A 17847-nucleotide genomic window follows, 5' to 3' on the forward strand; every position below is an offset into this window, starting at 1 on the left:
CTGCGCGGCCGTACCGGAACGTGCATCTCGTCCACGCTGGTGACGGGGCGGTCGGCCGGCCGGGGGTGAGCGTCAGTCTCTGCCTCCGGGGGTGAGCGTGAGTCTCTGCCCGCTGATCGTCCCGGCCGGCGACCTGTCCCGGGCGTGTCCCCCGCGGCGGCGGCGAGAAGCGAATATTGTCCGTCTATGGGAACGAAGTGGGCACGACCCTGGTTCGCGGGAACCGCGGCATGCGTCGTCGTCGGCGTGGCCGTGCAGATGGTTCTGGCCTGGCGGAACCACATGCCCGTACTCGCCGACACCGGCGAGCCGTTCCAGACCTTCGGCGGCAGCCCGGCGGGGCGGGCCCTGAACGTCCTCGCGTTCTTCACCGTCCAGTCGAACCTGATCGTCGGCGGCACCTGCCTGCTGCTCGCCCTCAATCCGAACCGGACCTCGACCGTGTTCCGGGTGTTCAGGCTGATCGGGGTGGTCGCGATCGCGGTGACCGGCCTGGTCTACCACGTCGCGCTCGGCAACCTGCTCGAACTCGACACCTGGGCCCTGGTCGCCGACAGACTCCTGCACCTCGTGGTACCGATCCTGGCGGTACTGGGGTGGCTCGCGTTCGGCCCCCGCGGCCTGACCTCACCGCGGGTCGTGACGCTGACCGTCCTGTACCCACTCGCCTACATGGCCTTCACCGCCATCCGCGGCCCGCTGTCCTCGAATTGGTACCCCTACCCGTTCGCCGATGTGCACGCCCTGGGCTACCTGCGGGTGATCCTCAACGGCCTTTGGATCTGCCTGCTGTTCATCGCGCTCGCCGCGGCGGCGGCCTGGCTGGACCAGCGCTTGCCCGGCAAGGCTGAGAATCGTGGTGCCCGGGTGTGAAGCGCCTGTGCGCGTTTTGTGAACGGGCTTTGCGACAGTGGGCGTCATGGACAGCTTCCGCTTCGAGGGCCACGACGTCGGCTACCTGCGGGCCGGCTCAGGCGAGCCGATCGTGTTCCTGCACAACGGCGGAACCACGCACCGCATCTGGACCCCGCAGATCGAGCACTTCGCCGCCACGCACGACGTCATCGCGCCGGACATGCTCGGCTACGGCGCGTCGGACAAACCGCGGGTGGATTACACGCTCGATCTCTACACGCGCATGCTCGCCGCCCTCATCGAGCACTTGGATCTGCGCGCCGTCACGTTGGTCGGCAACTGCGTCGGCGCCGCGACCGCGCTACGCTACGCGGCCGGCGAGCCCGGGCCCGGCCGCGTAAAGCAGGTCATCGCCATCAATATCCTGACACCCGACACCGTCGCCCGCGGCGCCCTGGGCCCCTTCGTCGGTCTGGCACGGCGCAGCGCGCTGGCGGCGAAGTCCCTCGGCCGGCTGCCGGTGCCCGCCGCCATCAGCAGCCGCGTCTTCCAACGGACGCACTTCGTCGACCCGGCGCGCGTCGACCGCTCCATCCTCGCCGACCTCCGCGGACGCTACCGCGACCGGGCCCAGAACCGAGTCCTGATGAGCCTGGCGGCCAACATGCGCAGCTTCACCGCCGCCGACCCCGTCGCCGATGTCAAGGTGCCGGTACTGACCGTCTGGGCCGCGTCCAACCGCATCCTGCCGCTGTCCGCGGGACGGCGGCTCGGCCCGGCGTCGCAGCCCTCGATCATCGTCCCCGGCGGCCACCTCGCGATGCTGGAGCAGCCCGAGGCGGTCATCGCGGCGATCGAGTCAACGTTCGCGGACGCACAGGGGTCCGAGAAATAGACCTCGCGCTCAACCGCCGTCCTCGGTCGCCTTCTGGATTCGATGGCCGGTCCCGCCGTCGAGACGCTCCTGCCAGTCGGTGAGCAGCTTCTCAAGGGCTTGCCGTTCCTCACCTGCGAGCAGCCCGAGAAGCCGGTGCTCGTTGCGCATATGCGCGGCGAAAGCCTCATCGATCAGCCGGCGGCCGGCTTCGGTGAGGGCGACCATGCGCCCCCGTCCGTCCTCCTCGGTACGACGGCGGCTGACGAGCCCGGCCCGCTCCAGGCGGTCGATCCGCTTGGTCATCGCGCCCGTGGTCACCATCGTGTGTGCGGCGAGTTCGCCCGGGGCCCGCTCGAAGGGGGCGCCCGCCCGGCGCAGCGCGGCCAGCACGTCGAACTCGCCCTCGCCGAGCCCGAAACGTTCATAGACCACGCGCAGCTCGGCGGTCAGGCGCGCCGCCAGCCGGTGCAGACGGCCGATCACCGCCTGCGGGGAGACGTCGAGATCGGGCCGCTCGCGGCGCCACTCGGCCTGGATCGCGGCCACGTGATCGGCGGGCGCGCTCGTCATACCGGTGTCCGCCGACACACCGATGTCCGCCGTCATACCGGTGTCCGCAGCCTGCTCCCTCTCCTGGTTCACAACCTCACCCTACCTAGATAACTTCCACGGAAGCTATATTAACTTCCATGGAAGCTAGTACTCGCTGGACCGCGCTGACCGCGATCCCGCCGATCGCCTGGGGCGCCAACTATTACGTCGCCCATGCCTACCTGCCGGCGGACCGGCCACTGTGGGGAGCCACCCTGCGCGCGCTACCGGCCGGACTCGTCCTGTTGGCCATCGCCCGCCGCCGACCGCACGGCCGGTGGTGGTGGCGCTCCGCCGTCCTCGGCCTGCTGAACACCGCGACGTTCTTCGTCCTGGTCTACATAGCCTCCACACTCCTGCCGACCAGCATCGCCTCCACAGTCATGGCCGCCTCGCCGCTGGCGATGCTGCTGATCGCCTGGATGCTGGCCGGACAGCGGGCAACGCGCGCACACCTGATCGGCGCGGTGGCGGGCCTGGCCGGAGTAGCACTGATGCTGCTGGGCGGCGCCGGGGAGAAGGTCAGCCTGTCCGGCGTCCTGGCCTCCGCGGCGGCGATGCTCACCTCCACGGTCGGCTACGTGCTCTCAGCGCGCTGGCGCGACGGCGCGGACCCGCTGGCCATGACGGCGTGGCAGCTCACCATCGGCGGCCTGGCACTCCTTCCGCTCGCCGTCATCGCCGAGGGGGCGCCTCCCGTGGCGAAGCCGAGCGTGGTGCTGGCGTTCGGGTACGCCGCCTTGGTGGCGACCGCGCTCGCCTTCGCCTTGTGGTTCGGCGGGCTGCGGCACCTGTCGGCCGGAACCGTGGGCCTGCTCGGGTTGCTCAATCCCCTGACCGGCGTGTTGCTGGGCACTCTGCTGGCCGGCGAAACGCTCGGCACCCGCCAATGGTGCGGACTGGCGCTGGTGATCGGCGGAATCCTGCTCGGACGGCAGCGCGCGCAGCCCCGCTCCCCGAAAGTCGCCGCCGAAAGCAGCCCCCGCGATATAGTCGGTTCCGACTATTAGGGATCGGTGATGTTGATGGCGAGACGAAGGGTCTCCAACCCGCTGGCGTTGGCGGTGCTCGGGCTGTTGCAGGAACAGTCGATGCACCCCTACGAGATGGCGTCCACCCTGCGGGAGCGCCACAAGGACGGCAGCTTCAAGGTCAACTCGGGGTCGTTGTACGACACGGTCGAGGCGCTGGTCCGGCACGGGTGGATCGAGCCGGTGCAGACGGCGCGCGACGGCCGGCGGCCGGAGCGGACCGTGTACGCGCCGACGGAACTCGGCCAGGGGGAATTCGTGCGCTGGGTCGACGAGCTCGTCCGCACGCCGGTCGCGGAGTACCCGAAGTTCATCGCGGCCGTCTCCTACCTCGGCGCGCTCGGGCCGGACGGTGCGGCGGACGCGTTGACCGAGCGGGCCGGGCATCTGGTCCAGCGGATCGAGCAGACCCAGGCGGTACTCGACCAGACGGTCGGCTCCGGCGCGGTTCCGCGGCTGTTCATGATCGAGGTCGAGTGCGCCTTGCACGCCTGGCGGGCCGAGCTCGACTGGACCCGGCGGACCGTCGCCGAGATCGGCGACGGCCGCCTGCCCTGGCCTCGGGTCGAACGCACCGAGCAAGGCTGGACCTGGTCGGCGGCCGACGACGGGAAGGGATCCGAGCGATGAGTGAGACGGCAACGGATACCGAGGCACTAGCTATATCCACCGAGGTGCTGATCGTCGGAGCCGGGCCGGCCGGACTGTTGCTCGCCGCCGAATTACGGCTGGCCGGCGTCGACACGATCGTGATCGAGCGCCACGCCCGGCGGCCGGACTTCTGCCGGGGCTTCAATCTCAACGCCCGCGCCCTGGATCTGCTCGCGCGCCGCGGACTCGCCGACCGGTTCGTCAGCGAGGGCTGGCAGGTTCCGAACGCCCCGGTCTCGGGCCTGCCGGTGACGTTCCACCTCGCCGGCACCCACACCGACCATCCCTTCACCCTCGGCATCCCGCAGACCCGCGTCGAGGAGGTCCTTGAGGCCCACGCCGTCAGCCTGGGCGCCGACATCCGGCGCGGCCACGAACTCCGTGCCCTGCATCAGGTCGACCAGTCCGTGAGCGCCACCATCGCCACCGATGCCGGCGAGTACCGGGTGCGCGCCGCGTATCTGGCCGGCTGCGACGGCGGCCGCAGCACCGTGCGCAAACTGGCCGGCATCGACTTCCCCGGTACCGCCGCGACCCGCCACACCCTGCTCGGCGACGTCGAACTCACCGATCCCGCGGCGCTGCCGTTCGGCGCCACCGACGGCCCCGGCGGCACGGTGTTCGCCATCCCCCGCCCCGGCTACGTACGGATCATCACCGCGGACCAGGATCCCCCGGCGGACAAGGACACCCCCGTCCCGCTGAGCCTGCTTCAGAACGCCGTCGACACCGCGCTCGGCCGGCACGTCGAGCTGCGCGCCGCACGCTGGCTGACGCGCTTCGGCGACGCCGCCCGGCAGGCCGCCGAATACGTGCGCGGCCGGATCGTCCTGGCCGGGGACGCCGCGCACATCCACCCGCCGGCCGGCGCGATCGGGGTCAACGTCGCCCTGGACGACGCCTTCAACCTCGGCTGGAAACTCGCCGCCACCGTCCGCGGCACCGCGCCGACGGGCCTGCTCGCCAGCTATCACACCGAGCGCCACGCGGCCGGTGCCCGGGTGCTGGCGAACACCCGGGCCCAAGTCCTCCTCGCCCAGGCCGACAGCCAGCTTCGGCCTCTGGTCGACCTGCTCACCCGCGTCGCCAAGCACCCGGCTGGCAACCGCGCCTTCGTCGAGACCGTCACGGGCCTGGACACGCGATACGACATGCTGCCCGACGCCGACCACCCCTGGCTCGGCAGACTGTGCCCCAACCTCGCGCTGGCCACCGACACTGGAGCCACCGACCTGGCCACGTTCCTGACCCCCGGCCGCGCATTACTGCTCGACCTGGCCGAGGGATCCGGCATCAGCGAGTCGGCACGCGGATGGGAAGACCGCGTCGATGTCGTCCGAGCCACCTGCCCGGAGCACCCCGAACTACGTGCCGTCCTGGTCCGTCCGGACGGCCACATCGCTTGGCTCCAGACCACCGTCCACGATCACACCGACGGCATCCGGCAGGCACTGGAACGCTGGTTCGGTCCCGCCCTGCAAACCGCGGGCCTTCCAGCCGGGTAAGCACCCGCCGAACACCCGCCGAACCCGTCGTCAACCGCTCGGCCGGTCACCGAGCGGTTCCCGCTCCGGCTCCCTTCCGGGCGAGAACGCCGAGGCTGGGCACGTTCGGAGTGTCGCCGTCTCTCAGGCTCGGCAGCCAGACGTCCACGTCGACCAGGCCCGGCGGCTGGATCTCCAGACCGGTCAGCCACGGCGCGATCTGCTCGGCGGATCGGGGCGTGAACGGCACGCCGGTGAACTGCAGGTAGTTCCGGGCCGCCTGCTGCTGCGCCGCCAGAGCGGCGCGGTCATGGCTGCCGTGCGAGATCGCGAGATAGCTGCCCGGCCCGCACGGCTCCATGAACGCCCGCACGATCCGCGCGGCGTCGGCATCGTCCGGGATGAAGTGCAGCACCGCGAACATCAGCACGGCGACCGGCTTGCTCCAGTCGATGGTGTCGCGCACCACCGGATGGTCCAGCACCACCGGCGGCTCACGAAGATCGGCCAGCGCCGCGTGCGCAGTGGGGTTGTCGGCGAGCAGTGCCCGAGCGTGGGCGATGGCGACCGGATCCATGTCGATGTAGACGACCGTGGCCTCAGGAGCGACGGCCTGAGCGACTTCATGAACGTTGCCGGCCGTGGGAACGCCGGACCCGAGGTCGAGGAACTGCCGGATCCCATAGGTGGTCACCAGTTCGTCGACGACATGCCGCAAGAACGCCCGATTGGCCCGAGCCCAGGCCGGCAAGGTCGGCAGCGCCTCCGCCGCACGCCGGCCGGCCTCACGGTCGGCTTCGAAGTTCTGCGAACCGCCAAGCCAGAAGTCATAGATCCGCGCGATACTCGCCCGGCTGGGGTCGACTTCGGGCAGGCTCAGCGCCAACTCGGCGGCGTCGATGGAGTCCATACGCCTAATAGTGGCGCGGAATCGGCGATGAAGGTTGGTTGTGCTGGTCCGAACAGCCATAGCCGGTTCACGGGGATCGGCGGCCCGAACCGATCCCAGTCGGCGGCGCGGTCAGCGGTCAGCGATCAGCGATCAGCTGAACCCGGTAACCGTAACCACATCCGTCGTGTACCCCTCAACAACCTCCAGCATCGGCTCCAGCCCCAGACCCGGCCCGCCGGGAACCGCGATCCGGCCCTCGCTCATGCGGATCGGCGCCGTGACGTCGGTGGCGAAGTAGCGCTCGGAGGGGACGATGTCGGCGGGAAGTGTGAAGCCCGGCAGTGCCGCGAGCGCCAGGTTGGCCGCCTGCCCCAGCCCGGTCTCCAGCATCCCGCCGCACCACACCGGCACGCTGTGCGCGACGCAGACGTCGTGGATCCGTCGCGCCTCCAGGTAGCCGCCGACCCGGCCGGCCTTGATGTTGACGATCGCGCACGCCCCCAGGCCGATGGCGTCGGTGGCGGCGCGCGCGGAGGTGATGGACTCGTCCAGGCAGATCGGGGTGCGCAGCATGCGGGCCAGGGCGGCGTGGTCGCGCAGGTCCCCGGAGCCCAGCGGCTGCTCCAGCATCACCAGGTCGAAGGCGTCCAGGGCGGCCAGGTGGCGGGCGTCGGCGAGGGTGTAGGCGGCGTTGGCGTCGGCCTGGAGCGCGATGTCCGGGAAGCGCTCGCGGATCGCCCGGACCGGTTCGAGGTCCCAGCCCGGCTCGATCTTGAGCTTGATCCGGCGGTAGCCCTGGTCCACGTAGCCGGAGACCTCTGCGATGAGCAGACCGATCGTGTCAGCGATACCCACCGACACCCCGCAGTCCACGACCGTGCGGACCGCGCCGAGATGGTCGGCGTAGGAGGTCCTGCGCGCCCTGAGCCACGCGTCCATGACCGCCATCTCGACCGTCGCCTTGGCCATGGGGTGGCCGGGGAACGCCGCCATCGCGGCAGCCGCCCGAGCCGGTGTGAGCTCGTCGAGCGCGGCCACCGCCGGCAGGAGGAAGCGCCGGATGATCTCCGCGGCGCCGTCGAGGTACTCCTCCGAGTAGCCGGGTTCGGGCATGGCGACGCACTCGCCCCAGCCCGGCCCCTCAGAGGTGTCGGCGCGCAGCAGCAGGATGTCACGATTCAGCTCAAGGCCCAGCGAGGTCCGGAAGGGCGTACTGAGCGGGATGTCGATCCGGCGCAGTTCGACGCGCTCGAGCTTCATGCCGTCATTCTGCCGCGAACCAGTCGCCTTAGCTTCATCGGACAGCGCCGGTGCCAGTGCCAGTGTCGGTGCCAGTGCCGGTGCCAGTGCCAGTGCTGCCAGTGCCGGTGCCGCCCGACTGTGCCGACTTATACAAAGCCGCCACCTGACCCGGCGTGAGGCTGTTGGCGAAAACACTCATCTGGTCGATGAGCCCGGTGTAGGCGTCGAGTCCGGCGTTGCTCTGGTTGCTGCCGATGTCAGCGCGGCTGAGGGCGAAACTAGCCGGAATCGCCCCGACAGCCGTGCCGTTGGCGTAGACCGTGATCTGGCTGCCGTCATCGACGTAGGTGAGGTAGGTCCAGGTGTTGAGCGGCGCCGCGTAGTCGACCGAGTAGTCCTCTACATAGAACGACGTCGCCCCGACCAACCCGGACGTGCCGTTCTGCTGGATCTTCAGCGAGCTGTCGCCTTGCACCCGCGGACCATCGAGCAGGTTCGCGCTACCGGATCTCGCGCTCGGGTTCACCCAGGCACCGACCGCCCAAGGCGTCTGGAGATTCGGCGCGGAGGTGACGATCGGGGAGGCCGTGCCGTCGAACTTCGCCGCATCCCCGACCCTGCCGGGCACCAGCGTCGTCGTGCCGGTGACGGTTCCGTTGAAGTGGCTGCTGCCGGTGTCCTGGATGACGCCGTTCGCCTGGCTGTCGAACGTCCAGTCGTCCACCAGGCTTGGTGCGGTCCCCACGGAGAACGAGACCGTCGTGGCGTTGGAGGACTGTCCCGCGCTGTTGGATTGGATGGCGGAGAGTGTGTGCGAGCCGGTGGACAGTGGCGCCGACGGCGTGCAGAGCCAACTACCGCCGGCGGTCACGGTGGCCGAGCATATCAGTGCATTGTTCTCGGTCACGTTGACCGTCGCGCCAGACACCCCGGTGCCGGTGACCGTGGGCAGCGACGTCGCGAGGGCGGAGCCGTTGACCGGGCTGGTGATCTTCGGCGAGGTGATCGGGGCTATCGACAACAGCGTGGTGAGCTGCTTGGCGAAGGCGACCGTGCTACCAGTCGGCCTGGTCGGGAACGGCGTGGAGGCCGAGGCGAACTGATCGCCGCGGGTCAGCCAGTCGATCGGCGCCGGAGCCGTGTTGTCGGCGAGCGCCGTGCTCAGCGTATTGAAATACAACTGCCAGTTCGGCACGTAGTAGCTGTTGACCATCCCCGAGTAGACGTGCGCCGCGTAGTTCTGAAGATCCCCATTGCCGGCCGACGACCCGGAGTCGCTGAACCAGGTCGTCCACAGATGCAGCAGGTTGGAGCGCAGGGCGGCGGACTCGGTCGGGTCGTCACCGGCGACGAGGGCGTCCCTGACGTAGGTACCGAGCATGAATGCCGGGACCGTGCCGAGTACATGGTCGTCGAGGTCCATCGCCTGAAGCCAGGTCTGAGTCAGGGCATTGAACTTCGTCAGATCCTTCGCCTGGTAGGCGTTGCCGATCTGCGGCAGCTCGGCGTTGGCCCAGTCCGTGACGACCTGGTTGGCGACGTCGGCGAGGTCGTAGTCGAAGGCAGCAGTCTGCGTCGCCGATCGCGCCGCGGGTGTGAGCAGCGGCAGGGCCGTGGCGAACGTCTGGACGTCGAAGTTCGGCGCCGTGCTGTCGGTCAGGGACGGTGTCCGGCCGAGCGGGGATTCCTGACCGCAGCATTTCACCGGTCTGGCGTAGGCCTTGGCGATGGCCGACCACGCGGCGCTCGCTTGGTTCGTGCCGTACCGGCCGAGCGCGTATCGGGACAGCCAGGTGTCGAGGTCGAACTCGGTGGCGTGCCACGGCATCTCGGCGAACAGCTCGAACGCCGCCGGATCGTTGACGCCCTCGGGCTGGAACGCGATGCCGGTCATGTGACCGCCGCCCTTGGCCAGCTCGGCGAAGTAGCGGTCCAGCCACACCTGTCCGTTCCCGCCCATCGCGGTCTGCCCGCCGCCGAACGGGATGGTGCCGAACAGCCAGTTCGTGTTCGGCCAGTCGGCGTCGCGGTTCGGCATGGAGGAGCCGGTGTCGGTCGTACCGTCGGCGATGAGCAGATGGGAGAGCTGCGCGGGAGTCAGACCGTTCAACTCGCTGGAGCGCGGGTTGGCCTGCCAACCGAGCTGCATCCAGGTCGCCCCGGGCTCGCCGGCCTGCAGGGCGGTCATGATGGCGCCGGCCGCGGCGCCCGGGTCGATGTTCCCGGCGTTCCCGCCCTCTTGCAGGGGGTTCATGCGGTACATGGTGCTGCCGCCGAACAGCGTGTCGGCCTGCTTGTAGTAGTCGGCGGCGACCTTCGGGAACAGCGGGTCGGTCGGAGCCAGCCAGGACGGCCGCTGCGCGCCGCCCCACGTGCCCTGGGGGACGACGTAGGGCGGATTCCCGTTGTCCGCGGTGGAGTTCTTCGCGGCGAAGTCGGTGGGGACGGTGCCGAAGTAGCCCGGTATCACCGGGGTGATGCCCAGCTGTTTGCACCGCTCAACGATCTTGCTGGCCAGGGCGGCGTCGGCGTCCAACAGCGACTGGGGAATCGGCGCGGTGTCGTTGGAAAGGTTCTGCATCACCCACCACGGTTGGGTTCCGGAGAGCGGGATCCATGCGCGCGCCTGATCCGCCGTATAGCCGTAGTCCTCCAGGACCTTCTCGTACACCGCGTCGGTGCCCGGCAGTACGTAGACCTGGTTGATGCCGTGCAGCGCGTACATGTCCAGCAGGTTCTGCCACTCGGCCCAGCTCATGTAAGGATTCGTATAGCCGTCCTGGGTGTCGTTGCCTTCGTACCGATTCGCCGCGTTGGACGACTGGGTGATGGCCTCTGGTGGCGCGGGCAGGACGTGGGGAACCTTCGGGTGGAAGTCCCCCAAGCCCTCGTCGGCATGAACGACGTACTTCAGGTACCAGCCAGCGCCTTCTGAAGCGGCGGACAGGCTCGACGCCCGGATCTCGATTCGCCCCGGGACGCCGTGGATCGAGAACGTCTCCGGTCCGCCGGCCGGGGTGACCTGGAAGCAGACCTGCCTCGCCGCCGGCCCGATCACCCGCGACAAAAGCGCCGACTCTGCTTCCGTGCCGACCGCCGACCGGCCGCATCCCGGCCGGTCCGGTGCCGCGCTCGCGGCGGCTGTCGGCACACCCACCACCGCGGTCAGCACACAGGCGGCCGCGATCATCAGGGAACGTAGACGGCGTCTCGCATGGGTCGCCATGGACAGTCCTCTCTCGAACGGCGCAGCCAGAGTGGCCGATCGGCACCTACCAGAGTTAGTAACGGAACGTTCGTTACCATCCAGCGGCCTTGAGACTCTGTCAAGAGGCTGGTTCCGGAAAGCAGCCCACCGCACTGTCGCGCCTGGCGGTGACGCGTGCCGTCATCTGCGTATTGACGCTTCCCTGACGCCTTGCTACGTCTTCACAGTGAAGCGTTCTCTAATGCTCATCCTCAGTCTTCTGATGACACTCGTCCCTCTGGCGGTCGCCGCCCCCGCACGGGCCGCCACCATCTGCGACAAGTACTGCGACGCACGGGACCCCGCGCTGTCCCCGGTGGACCGGCAGCCGGTCAGCACCAGCATCTACTCGCGCAGCATCGTGCTCCATTCCGACGACAACGACGACATGATGTGGGCCAGCATCGACAACGGGAACCCCGGCGACGAGGTCTGGATGGACCGGTCCTTCGACGGCGGGCAGACCTGGTCCTCCGGCAGCAAGATCGGCGACACCACCGTCCCCAGCGGCGACCGCGGCTGGCGGACCCTGATGTACAACAACGACGACTGGAACAACCTGGGCGTCGGCGCGATGCGCGCCTGCGGCAAGGCCGGCGACCGCGCCGAGATCGCCTGCACCCCCTGGGCCCGCACCACCTGGAACGCCGCGGACCGGCGCCGCGCCGCGGCCACCGCGGAGATGATGTTCTACAACACCTCCACCGGCCTGTTCAACACCACCGGCTGGTGGAACTCGGCGAACGCGCTCACCGCGGTCATCGACAACATCCGGGCCACCGGCATGAACAGCTACGAGTACGCGGTGTCCACCACCTACAACGACAACATCAACGCGCAAGGCGGCAACTTCACCAACTCCTACATCGACGACACCGGCTGGTGGGGCCTGGCCTGGGTGGACGCCTACGACCTGACCGGTGACACCCGCTACCTCGCCACCGCCGAGACCGACGCCAACTACATGGCCCAGTACTGGGACTCCACGTGTGGCGGCGGTGTGTGGTGGAGCACCGCGAAGACCTACAAGAACGCCATCCCCAACGAGCTCTACCTGCGACTCACCGCCGCGCTGCACAACCGCGTCTCCGGCGACACCGTCTACCTCCAGCGGGCCCAGGCGGAGTGGAACTGGTTCCAGGCCAGCGGCATGATCAACAGCTCCCACCTCATCAACGACGGCCTGACCTCCGGCTGCGCCAACAACGGACAGCCCACGTACACCTACAACCAGGGCGTGATCCTGGGCGGCCTCACCGAGCTGTACAAGGCCACCGGCGACAGCTCACTGCTCACCAGCGCCACCGCCCTGGCCAACGCCTCCACCACCAGCACCGCCCTCAACCCGAACGGCGTACTCACCGACCCGGGCGAACCAGGCACCAACGGCGGCGGAGACGGCCCATCATTCAAGGGCGCCTACGTCCGCGGCCTGTCCTACCTGAACACCACGCTCTCCAACCACCCGTACAGCGCCTACCTCACCAGCCAGGTGAACAGCGCCTACCAGAACGACCGGGACGCACTCGACCAGTACGGCTACCACTGGGCCGGCCCGCTCGACAGCATTGACGCCGCCCGCCAGCAAAGCGCATTGGACTTGCTGAACGCCGCGGGATGACAGTTGCCTGTTGGCCAGTGCGGGCTGACAGTGCGGGCTGACAGTTGCGGAATTCTGCCCTCAGGCCACAGGCCGCACGAATCAGCCTCCGGCGCGGCCGACGATGCCGCGCCGGAGGATGTCCCAGTCGACCTGCCCGGCAGCAGCGGCCGCAACCGCTACCACTCGGCATCACGCAGACCACCTCGCCCCATGCCAAGAACAACGACCGACCCAGACCAAGTCACTGATCGACCGGACACGCTCCAGAGCGCCGCCGCCGGTACCGTCACGCCGAACGCCACCGCGATCGAGCACGGCCTCTGACGCTGTGACGGCTAGATCGCGGTGAAACCTCCGTCGGCGGCGACCACGGCCCCGGTCACGAAGCTGGAACGGGGCGCGTCAGATCACGCGCGCCATGGCGCGCCAGTGCGGGGTCAACTGTTCGAGTGAATACCGGCCGTCGCAGTATACGAATTCACTCCCCGGAGCCGACAATCAGACAAGTAGGTCACCAAACAACAGAAGGCCGGAATCCCCATGAACCATCACCCGAAGGCCGCCAGCCGGGTCGAGCACGTCTTCGAGCTCTTCGACACCGACGGCAACGGCTTCATCGAGGCCACCGACATCGAGCTCATGACGAACCGGGTGGTCACCGCCGCGACCGGCTCCGACCAGGGGGCGAAGGACGCGATCCGGGCCGCCTTCGAGCGCTACTGGGCCACGATGGCCACCGAGCTCGACGACGGCGACGGACGGATCACCGTCGAGGAGTTCCGGCCCTTCGTGCTCAACCCGGAACACTTCGGGCCGGCCGTGGACCAGTTCGCCGATGCGCTGTCCGCACTCGGCGACCCGGACGGCGACGGGCTCATCGAGCGCCCCGTCTTCGAGGCGCTGATGAAGGCGATCGGCTTCGGGCACGAGAACCTGCACGCGCTGTTCGACTCCTTCGAGCCCAACGCCCAGGATCAGATCGAGGTCGAGGTGTGGCGGGCGGCGATCGTGGAGTTCTACGAGCCGGAGAACGGCGACACCCGCGGCAACCACCTGATACCGGCGCAGGCGCGCTGAGCGCCCACCGAAAGGAGAGCTCGGTGCTGCTGCTCATCTCCCCGGCCGACGTCGAAGAAGCCCGCGACTGCGCGAAGGCGGCGCAGTTCCTGGACATCGTCGACGTCAAGAAGCCGGACGAGGGCTCGCTCGGTGCGAACTTCCCGTGGGTGATCAGGGAGATCCGCGACGTCGTCCCGGCGGACAAGCCGGTGTCCGCGACCGTGGGGGACGTCCCCTACAAGCCGGGCACGGTCGCCCAGGCGGCGCTCGGCGCGGTCGTCTCGGGCGCCACGTACATCAAGGTCGGCCTCTACGGATGCACGACGCCCGAGCAGGCCATCACCGTCATGCGGGGCGTCGTGCGGGCGGTGAAGGACTACCGGCCCGAAGCGCTCGTCGTCGCCTCGGGGTACGCCGACGCCCACCGGATCGGCTGCGTCAACCCGCTCGCGCTGCCCGATATCGCCGGCCGCTCCGGCTGCGACGCGGCCATGCTCGACACCGCGATCAAGGACGGGACCCGGCTGTTCGACCATGTGCCGCCCGAGCTCTGCGCGGAGTTCGTCCGGCGGGCCCACGACACCGGCCTGCTCGCGGCGCTGGCGGGCAGCGTCGGGGTGGACGATCTGGGCACGCTCACCGGCATCGGCACGGATATCGTCGGCGTGCGCGGGGCGGTCTGCGAGCGCGGCGACCGCAATACCGGACGGATCCAACCGCACCTGGTGGCCGCCTTCCGGGCGCAGATGGACCGGCATGCCCGCGATGCTGGTGATGCCCGCGATGCCCCCGCCGCCCCCGATGCCCGCGAGCAGACGACCGTCGCCGCCGGGAACTGAGTCGTCGACATGACGACTGAGCCCCGTCGCCCGCACGAGGGGCACGGCGACACCTTCGCGGTCCTCGATCCCGCGACCGGCGAGCCCTTCGACGACGCGCCCGATCAGCAGCCTGAGGAACTGGACGCGATCGTCGAACGGGCCCACACGGCCTGGCGCGGGTGGCGGGTCGACCCCGACGCCCGCGCCGCCGCGCTGCTCGCGGCGGCCGACGCGGTCGAGGCGGCCGGGCCCGACCTGGCTCCGCTGCTCACCCGCGAACAGGGCAAGCCGCTGCCCGAGTCATACGCGGAGGTCGCCCGCACAGCGGCGCGCCTGCGCTACTTCGCCGCGCTGCGCCCGGGAACCCAGCCGATCACGGACGGCCGGCCGGTGCGCAGCGAGGTCCGCTGGCGACCGCTCGGGCCCGTCGCCGCGATCGTCCCGTGGAACTTCCCGCTCCAACTCGCCTCCGCGAAGTTCGCCCCCGCGCTCGCCGCGGGCAACACGGTGGTGCTCAAGCCCTCCCCGTTCACGCCCCTGGCCACCAGGATGCTGGGATCCGTGCTCGCCACAGCCCTGCCCGAGGACGTGCTGACGGTCGTCACCGGCCGCGAACCCCTCGGCGAGCGCCTCGCGTCCCACCCGGGCATCCGCCACGTCACCTTCACCGGCTCGATTCCCACCGGCCGCGCCGTGGCGCGGGGCGCGGCGTCCTCTCTCGCCCGGGTCACCCTGGAACTGGGCGGCAACGACGCCGCGATCCTGCTCGATGACGTGGATGTGGAGCAGATCGCGGATCGGCTGTTCTGGGCGGCGTTCCGCAACTGCGGGCAGATCTGCATGGCGGTCAAGCGCGTCTACGCCCCGGCCCGGCTGTACTCCGAGGTCGTCGACGCCCTCGCGCAGCGCGCGAAGAGCACCGTCGTGCGGCCGGGGCTGGAAGCGGGGTCGCAACTGGGCCCGATCAACAATGCCCTTCAATTCGCCCGCGTCGAGCACTATGCGGCCCGGGCCCTGGCCGACGGCGCCCGCGCCGCGGCCGGCGGACACCGGCTCGACCGGCCGGGCTACTTCTTCGCCCCGACGATCCTGGCCGACGTCCCGTCCGAGAGCCCGGTGGTGACTCAAGAGCAGTTCGGCCCGGTGCTGCCGGTGCTCGCCTATCGACGTGTCGAGGACGCGGTCGAGGCGGCCAACGACACCGGCTTCGGGCTGGGCGGCTCGGTGTGGGGAACCGATCTGGACCGGGCCGAGGCGGTGGCCGAACAGCTGGAGTGCGGGACGGTCTGGATCAACCATCACGGCGAGCTCTCCCTTGCCCAGCCGTTCGCGGGAATCAAGGAGAGCGGCGTCGGGGTCGCGGGCGGCCCTTGGGGCTTCTCCGGGAATCTCAGGCCGTTCGTCGTGCACCGGCCCCAGGAGGCGTGAGGTGAGCGTTCCGGCGGGCACTCGGGTAGGCGTTCCGGCGGGGGTTCCAGCGGGCATTCAGTTCGGTGCGGCGGTACTGCGTTCATACGAGAGCCGATTCGCCCTCGAGAAGGTGACCCTGAACGCGGGGCCGGCCGCCGACGAGATCCTGGTCCGGATCGCAGGCTGCGGGATGTGCCGGACCGACCTCGCGGTTCGCCGCTCCGCGGGCCGCTCGCCGCTGCCGGCCGTCCTGGGCCACGAGGGCGCCGGGGTCGTCGTGGAGACGGGCGGTCCGGACACGCGGCTGAGCGTCGGCGACCACGTCGTGCTGAGCTTCGACTCCTGCGGACACTGCCGCGCCTGCATCAACGGCTCCCCCGCCTACTGCGGCTCCTTCGCCGAGCTCAACCTCTTCGGCGGGCGCAAGGAGAACGCCGGGCGGTTCACCGACGCGGCCGGCAACCCCCTGGCCCCCCGATGGTTCGGCCAGTCCTCATTCGCCGAGTACGCGATGGTCCCGGCCCGCAACGCCGTCCGGGTCGATCCCGCGCTGCCCGTCGAACTGCTCGGCCCGCTCGGCTGCGGATTCCTCACCGGCGCCGGAGCGGTCCTCAACACCTTCCGCGCCGGCCCCGGGGACGCCATCGCCGTCCTCGGGGCGGGAGCGGTGGGCCTGTCCGCGGTCATGGCGGCGACCGCTGCCGGAGCCGTGACCATCGCCGTCGACCAGCACCCTGAACGGCTGGCGATGGCCGAGCGCTTCGGCGCCATCGCCCTGTACGGGACGGCCGACCTCCCCGACCGTATCAAGCAACTGACAGACGGCGGCGTGCGGTACGCGCTGGACACCACGGCCTCACCCCGGCTGATCAACGACACACTCAGGGCCCTGCGACCAACCGGCCACCTCGGCCTGGTGGCACGGCTGCCCACGACGCTGCCGCTCGAACCCGGAACCCTCGACCGGGGCCGGAAGCTGTCCCACATCTGCGAGGGCGACGCGGTGCCGGGCCTGCTGATCCCGCGGCTGACAGCACTCTGGCAGGCCGGCCGCTTCCCCTTCGACCAGCTGATCCGCACCTACCCGCTCGAGGAGATCAACGAGGCCGAGCACGACTGCCAGACAGGCCGCGTCGTCAAACCGGTCCTGATACCGCGAACCGAGAAGGAGTACCCATGACGGTCGACGTGCCGCAGCGGAACAGCGGCGAGGGAGGCGTGGACGACGGCATCGGCGTCACCGCCCTCCTGGTCGCCGCGGCCCGCGCGATCGAGACCCACCGCCCCGACAGCCTGGCCCAGGACCCCTACGCCGAGCACTTCGTCCGCGCCGCACCGGCCTCCGCGGGCTGGCCCGTCCACCCCCAACAGGTCCCAGACGGCGACGCCAACCCCCTGTGGGGCCGCTTCGCACGCTACTTCGGCCTACGAACCAGGGTCCTGGACGACTTCCTCCACCAATCGGTACACGCGGGCGCACGCCAAGTCGTCCTCCTCGGAGCCGGCCTCGACTCCCGGGCATACCGCCTCGACTGGCCCCCCGACTGCGTGATCTTCGAGATCGACAGAGAAGGCGTCCTGGCCTTCAAGCACAAGGTCCTCAACCGCCTGGCGGCCACCCCGAAGGCCACACGCATCCCGATCCCGATCGACCTCCGCGCCGACTGGGTCACAGCACTGACCACCGCCGGCTTCGACCCGACGGCACCAACCGCCTGGCTGGCCGAGGGCCTCCTGTTCTACCTACCCAGCGCCGCCGAGACGCAGCTCATCCACGCGCTGGACCGCCTGGCCGCGCCGGGCAGCGCGCTGGCCTTCGAGGTGAAACTCGACAAGGACTTGATGGAGTACCGGGACAGCCCGCTGTACACCGCGACGAGAGAGCAGATCGGCATCGACCTGCTGCACCTGTTCGCGAAGGAGCCACGGCCCGACTCCGCGGGCGCCTTGGCGCAGAGGGGTTGGTCCACGACGGTCCATATCCCCTTCGATTTCACTCGGCGGCTCGGGCGGGGGCCGCTGCCTGAATCGAATGATGCGTTGGCTGGCAATCGGTGGGTGTTTGCGGAGAAGGTGGGTGGGGG

Annotated in this window: 15 protein-coding genes; 11 read left to right on the forward strand and 4 right to left on the reverse strand. The window is 69.8% G+C overall.

Going from position 1 to position 17847, the window contains the following annotated elements:
- The first annotated feature begins 186 nt into the window (after positions 1 to 186).
- Complete coding sequence (locus KGQ19_RS19110) at positions 187 to 873, forward strand: Pr6Pr family membrane protein (RefSeq protein ID WP_212010555.1); 687 nt, start codon at positions 187 to 189, stop codon at positions 871 to 873.
- A gap of 46 nt (positions 874 to 919) precedes the next feature.
- Positions 920 to 1750, forward strand: coding sequence for an alpha/beta fold hydrolase (locus KGQ19_RS19115; RefSeq protein ID WP_212010556.1), 831 nt, complete (start codon positions 920 to 922; stop codon positions 1748 to 1750).
- Between the two features lie 9 nt (positions 1751 to 1759).
- On the opposite strand, the gene KGQ19_RS19120 is transcribed toward KGQ19_RS19115, so the two are convergent.
- Positions 1760 to 2302, reverse strand: coding sequence for a MarR family winged helix-turn-helix transcriptional regulator (locus KGQ19_RS19120; protein WP_230421719.1), 543 nt, complete (start codon positions 2300 to 2302; stop codon positions 1760 to 1762).
- Positions 2303 to 2421: 119 nt separating this feature from the next.
- Between KGQ19_RS19120 and KGQ19_RS19125 the strand changes: the two genes are divergently transcribed.
- The 3 genes from KGQ19_RS19125 to KGQ19_RS19135 are packed head-to-tail and all read left to right on the forward strand — an operon-like array spanning position 2422 to position 5510.
- On the forward strand, positions 2422 to 3333 hold the full coding sequence (locus tag KGQ19_RS19125; protein ID WP_212010558.1) for a DMT family transporter: 912 nt from the start codon (positions 2422 to 2424) through the stop codon (positions 3331 to 3333).
- Positions 3334 to 3348: 15 nt separating this feature from the next.
- On the forward strand, positions 3349 to 3984 hold the full coding sequence (locus tag KGQ19_RS19130) for a PadR family transcriptional regulator (protein ID WP_212010559.1): 636 nt from the start codon (positions 3349 to 3351) through the stop codon (positions 3982 to 3984).
- Entirely contained in the window at positions 3981 to 5510 is a 1530-nt protein-coding gene (locus KGQ19_RS19135; RefSeq protein WP_212010560.1) for an FAD-dependent monooxygenase, read from the forward strand. Before KGQ19_RS19130 ends, KGQ19_RS19135 begins: the two co-directional genes overlap by 4 nt.
- Before the next feature lie 46 nt (positions 5511 to 5556).
- Here the strand turns inward: KGQ19_RS19135 and KGQ19_RS19140 are convergent, their stop codons facing one another.
- The 3 genes from KGQ19_RS19140 to KGQ19_RS19150 form a co-directional block, all read right to left on the reverse strand.
- Positions 5557 to 6399 carry an SAM-dependent methyltransferase gene (locus KGQ19_RS19140; RefSeq protein WP_212010561.1) on the reverse strand — a complete coding sequence of 281 codons (843 nt, stop codon included), beginning with the start codon at positions 6397 to 6399 and terminating at the stop codon, positions 5557 to 5559.
- A gap of 132 nt (positions 6400 to 6531) precedes the next feature.
- Positions 6532 to 7641 (reverse strand): o-succinylbenzoate synthase, encoded by a 1110-nt coding sequence (gene menC / locus KGQ19_RS19145; protein ID WP_212010562.1) that lies wholly within the window; start codon positions 7639 to 7641, stop codon positions 6532 to 6534.
- A gap of 34 nt (positions 7642 to 7675) precedes the next feature.
- Positions 7676 to 10849 (reverse strand): alpha-N-acetylglucosaminidase TIM-barrel domain-containing protein, encoded by a 3174-nt coding sequence (locus KGQ19_RS19150; protein WP_212010563.1) that lies wholly within the window; start codon positions 10847 to 10849, stop codon positions 7676 to 7678.
- Between the two features lie 244 nt (positions 10850 to 11093).
- Between KGQ19_RS19150 and KGQ19_RS19155 the strand changes: the two genes are divergently transcribed.
- The 6 genes from KGQ19_RS19155 to KGQ19_RS19180 form a co-directional block, all read left to right on the forward strand.
- The gene (locus tag KGQ19_RS19155) at positions 11094 to 12491 is read left to right on the forward strand and encodes a glycoside hydrolase family 76 protein (protein ID WP_212010564.1); all 1398 of its coding nucleotides are present in this window, start codon (positions 11094 to 11096) and stop codon (positions 12489 to 12491) included.
- 522 nt (positions 12492 to 13013) lie between these two features.
- On the forward strand, positions 13014 to 13550 hold the full coding sequence (locus KGQ19_RS19160) for an EF-hand domain-containing protein (protein ID WP_212010565.1): 537 nt from the start codon (positions 13014 to 13016) through the stop codon (positions 13548 to 13550).
- A 23-nt stretch (positions 13551 to 13573) separates the two neighbouring features.
- The gene (locus tag KGQ19_RS19165; protein ID WP_307856454.1) at positions 13574 to 14371 is read left to right on the forward strand and encodes a (5-formylfuran-3-yl)methyl phosphate synthase; all 798 of its coding nucleotides are present in this window, start codon (positions 13574 to 13576) and stop codon (positions 14369 to 14371) included.
- A 9-nt stretch (positions 14372 to 14380) separates the two neighbouring features.
- Positions 14381 to 15781 (forward strand): aldehyde dehydrogenase family protein, encoded by a 1401-nt coding sequence (locus tag KGQ19_RS19170; protein WP_212010566.1) that lies wholly within the window; start codon positions 14381 to 14383, stop codon positions 15779 to 15781.
- 55 nt (positions 15782 to 15836) lie between these two features.
- Positions 15837 to 16943 carry an NAD(P)-dependent alcohol dehydrogenase gene (locus tag KGQ19_RS19175; protein ID WP_212010568.1) on the forward strand — a complete coding sequence of 369 codons (1107 nt, stop codon included), beginning with the start codon at positions 15837 to 15839 and terminating at the stop codon, positions 16941 to 16943.
- The coding region (locus tag KGQ19_RS19180) for a class I SAM-dependent methyltransferase (protein ID WP_212010567.1) at positions 16940 to 17847 on the forward strand (908 nt) is incomplete at its 3' end. The genes KGQ19_RS19175 and KGQ19_RS19180, both read left to right, overlap by 4 nt.

Source organism: Catenulispora pinistramenti, from assembly GCF_018274385.1.
GTDB lineage: Bacteria > Actinomycetota > Actinomycetes > Streptomycetales > Catenulisporaceae > Catenulispora > Catenulispora pinistramenti.

Bases quoted from the DNA above. Each gene is read 5' to 3' on its own strand.
- KGQ19_RS19110 (WP_212010555.1), top strand. From the start codon at position 187: ATGGGAACGAAGTGGGCACGACCCTGGTTCGCGGGAACCGCGGCATGC.
- KGQ19_RS19115 (WP_212010556.1), top strand. From the start codon at position 920: ATGGACAGCTTCCGCTTCGAGGGCCACGACGTCGGCTACCTGCGGGCC.
- KGQ19_RS19120 (WP_230421719.1), bottom strand. From the start codon at position 2,302: ATGACGAGCGCGCCCGCCGATCACGTGGCCGCGATCCAGGCCGAGTGG.
- KGQ19_RS19125 (WP_212010558.1), top strand. From the start codon at position 2,422: ATGGAAGCTAGTACTCGCTGGACCGCGCTGACCGCGATCCCGCCGATC.
- KGQ19_RS19130 (WP_212010559.1), top strand. From the start codon at position 3,349: ATGGCGAGACGAAGGGTCTCCAACCCGCTGGCGTTGGCGGTGCTCGGG.
- KGQ19_RS19135 (WP_212010560.1), top strand. From the start codon at position 3,981: ATGAGTGAGACGGCAACGGATACCGAGGCACTAGCTATATCCACCGAG.
- KGQ19_RS19140 (WP_212010561.1), bottom strand. From the start codon at position 6,399: ATGGACTCCATCGACGCCGCCGAGTTGGCGCTGAGCCTGCCCGAAGTC.
- menC (WP_212010562.1), bottom strand. From the start codon at position 7,641: ATGAAGCTCGAGCGCGTCGAACTGCGCCGGATCGACATCCCGCTCAGT.
- KGQ19_RS19150 (WP_212010563.1), bottom strand. From the start codon at position 10,849: ATGGCGACCCATGCGAGACGCCGTCTACGTTCCCTGATGATCGCGGCC.
- KGQ19_RS19155 (WP_212010564.1), top strand. From the start codon at position 11,094: ATGACACTCGTCCCTCTGGCGGTCGCCGCCCCCGCACGGGCCGCCACC.
- KGQ19_RS19160 (WP_212010565.1), top strand. From the start codon at position 13,014: ATGAACCATCACCCGAAGGCCGCCAGCCGGGTCGAGCACGTCTTCGAG.
- KGQ19_RS19170 (WP_212010566.1), top strand. From the start codon at position 14,381: ATGACGACTGAGCCCCGTCGCCCGCACGAGGGGCACGGCGACACCTTC.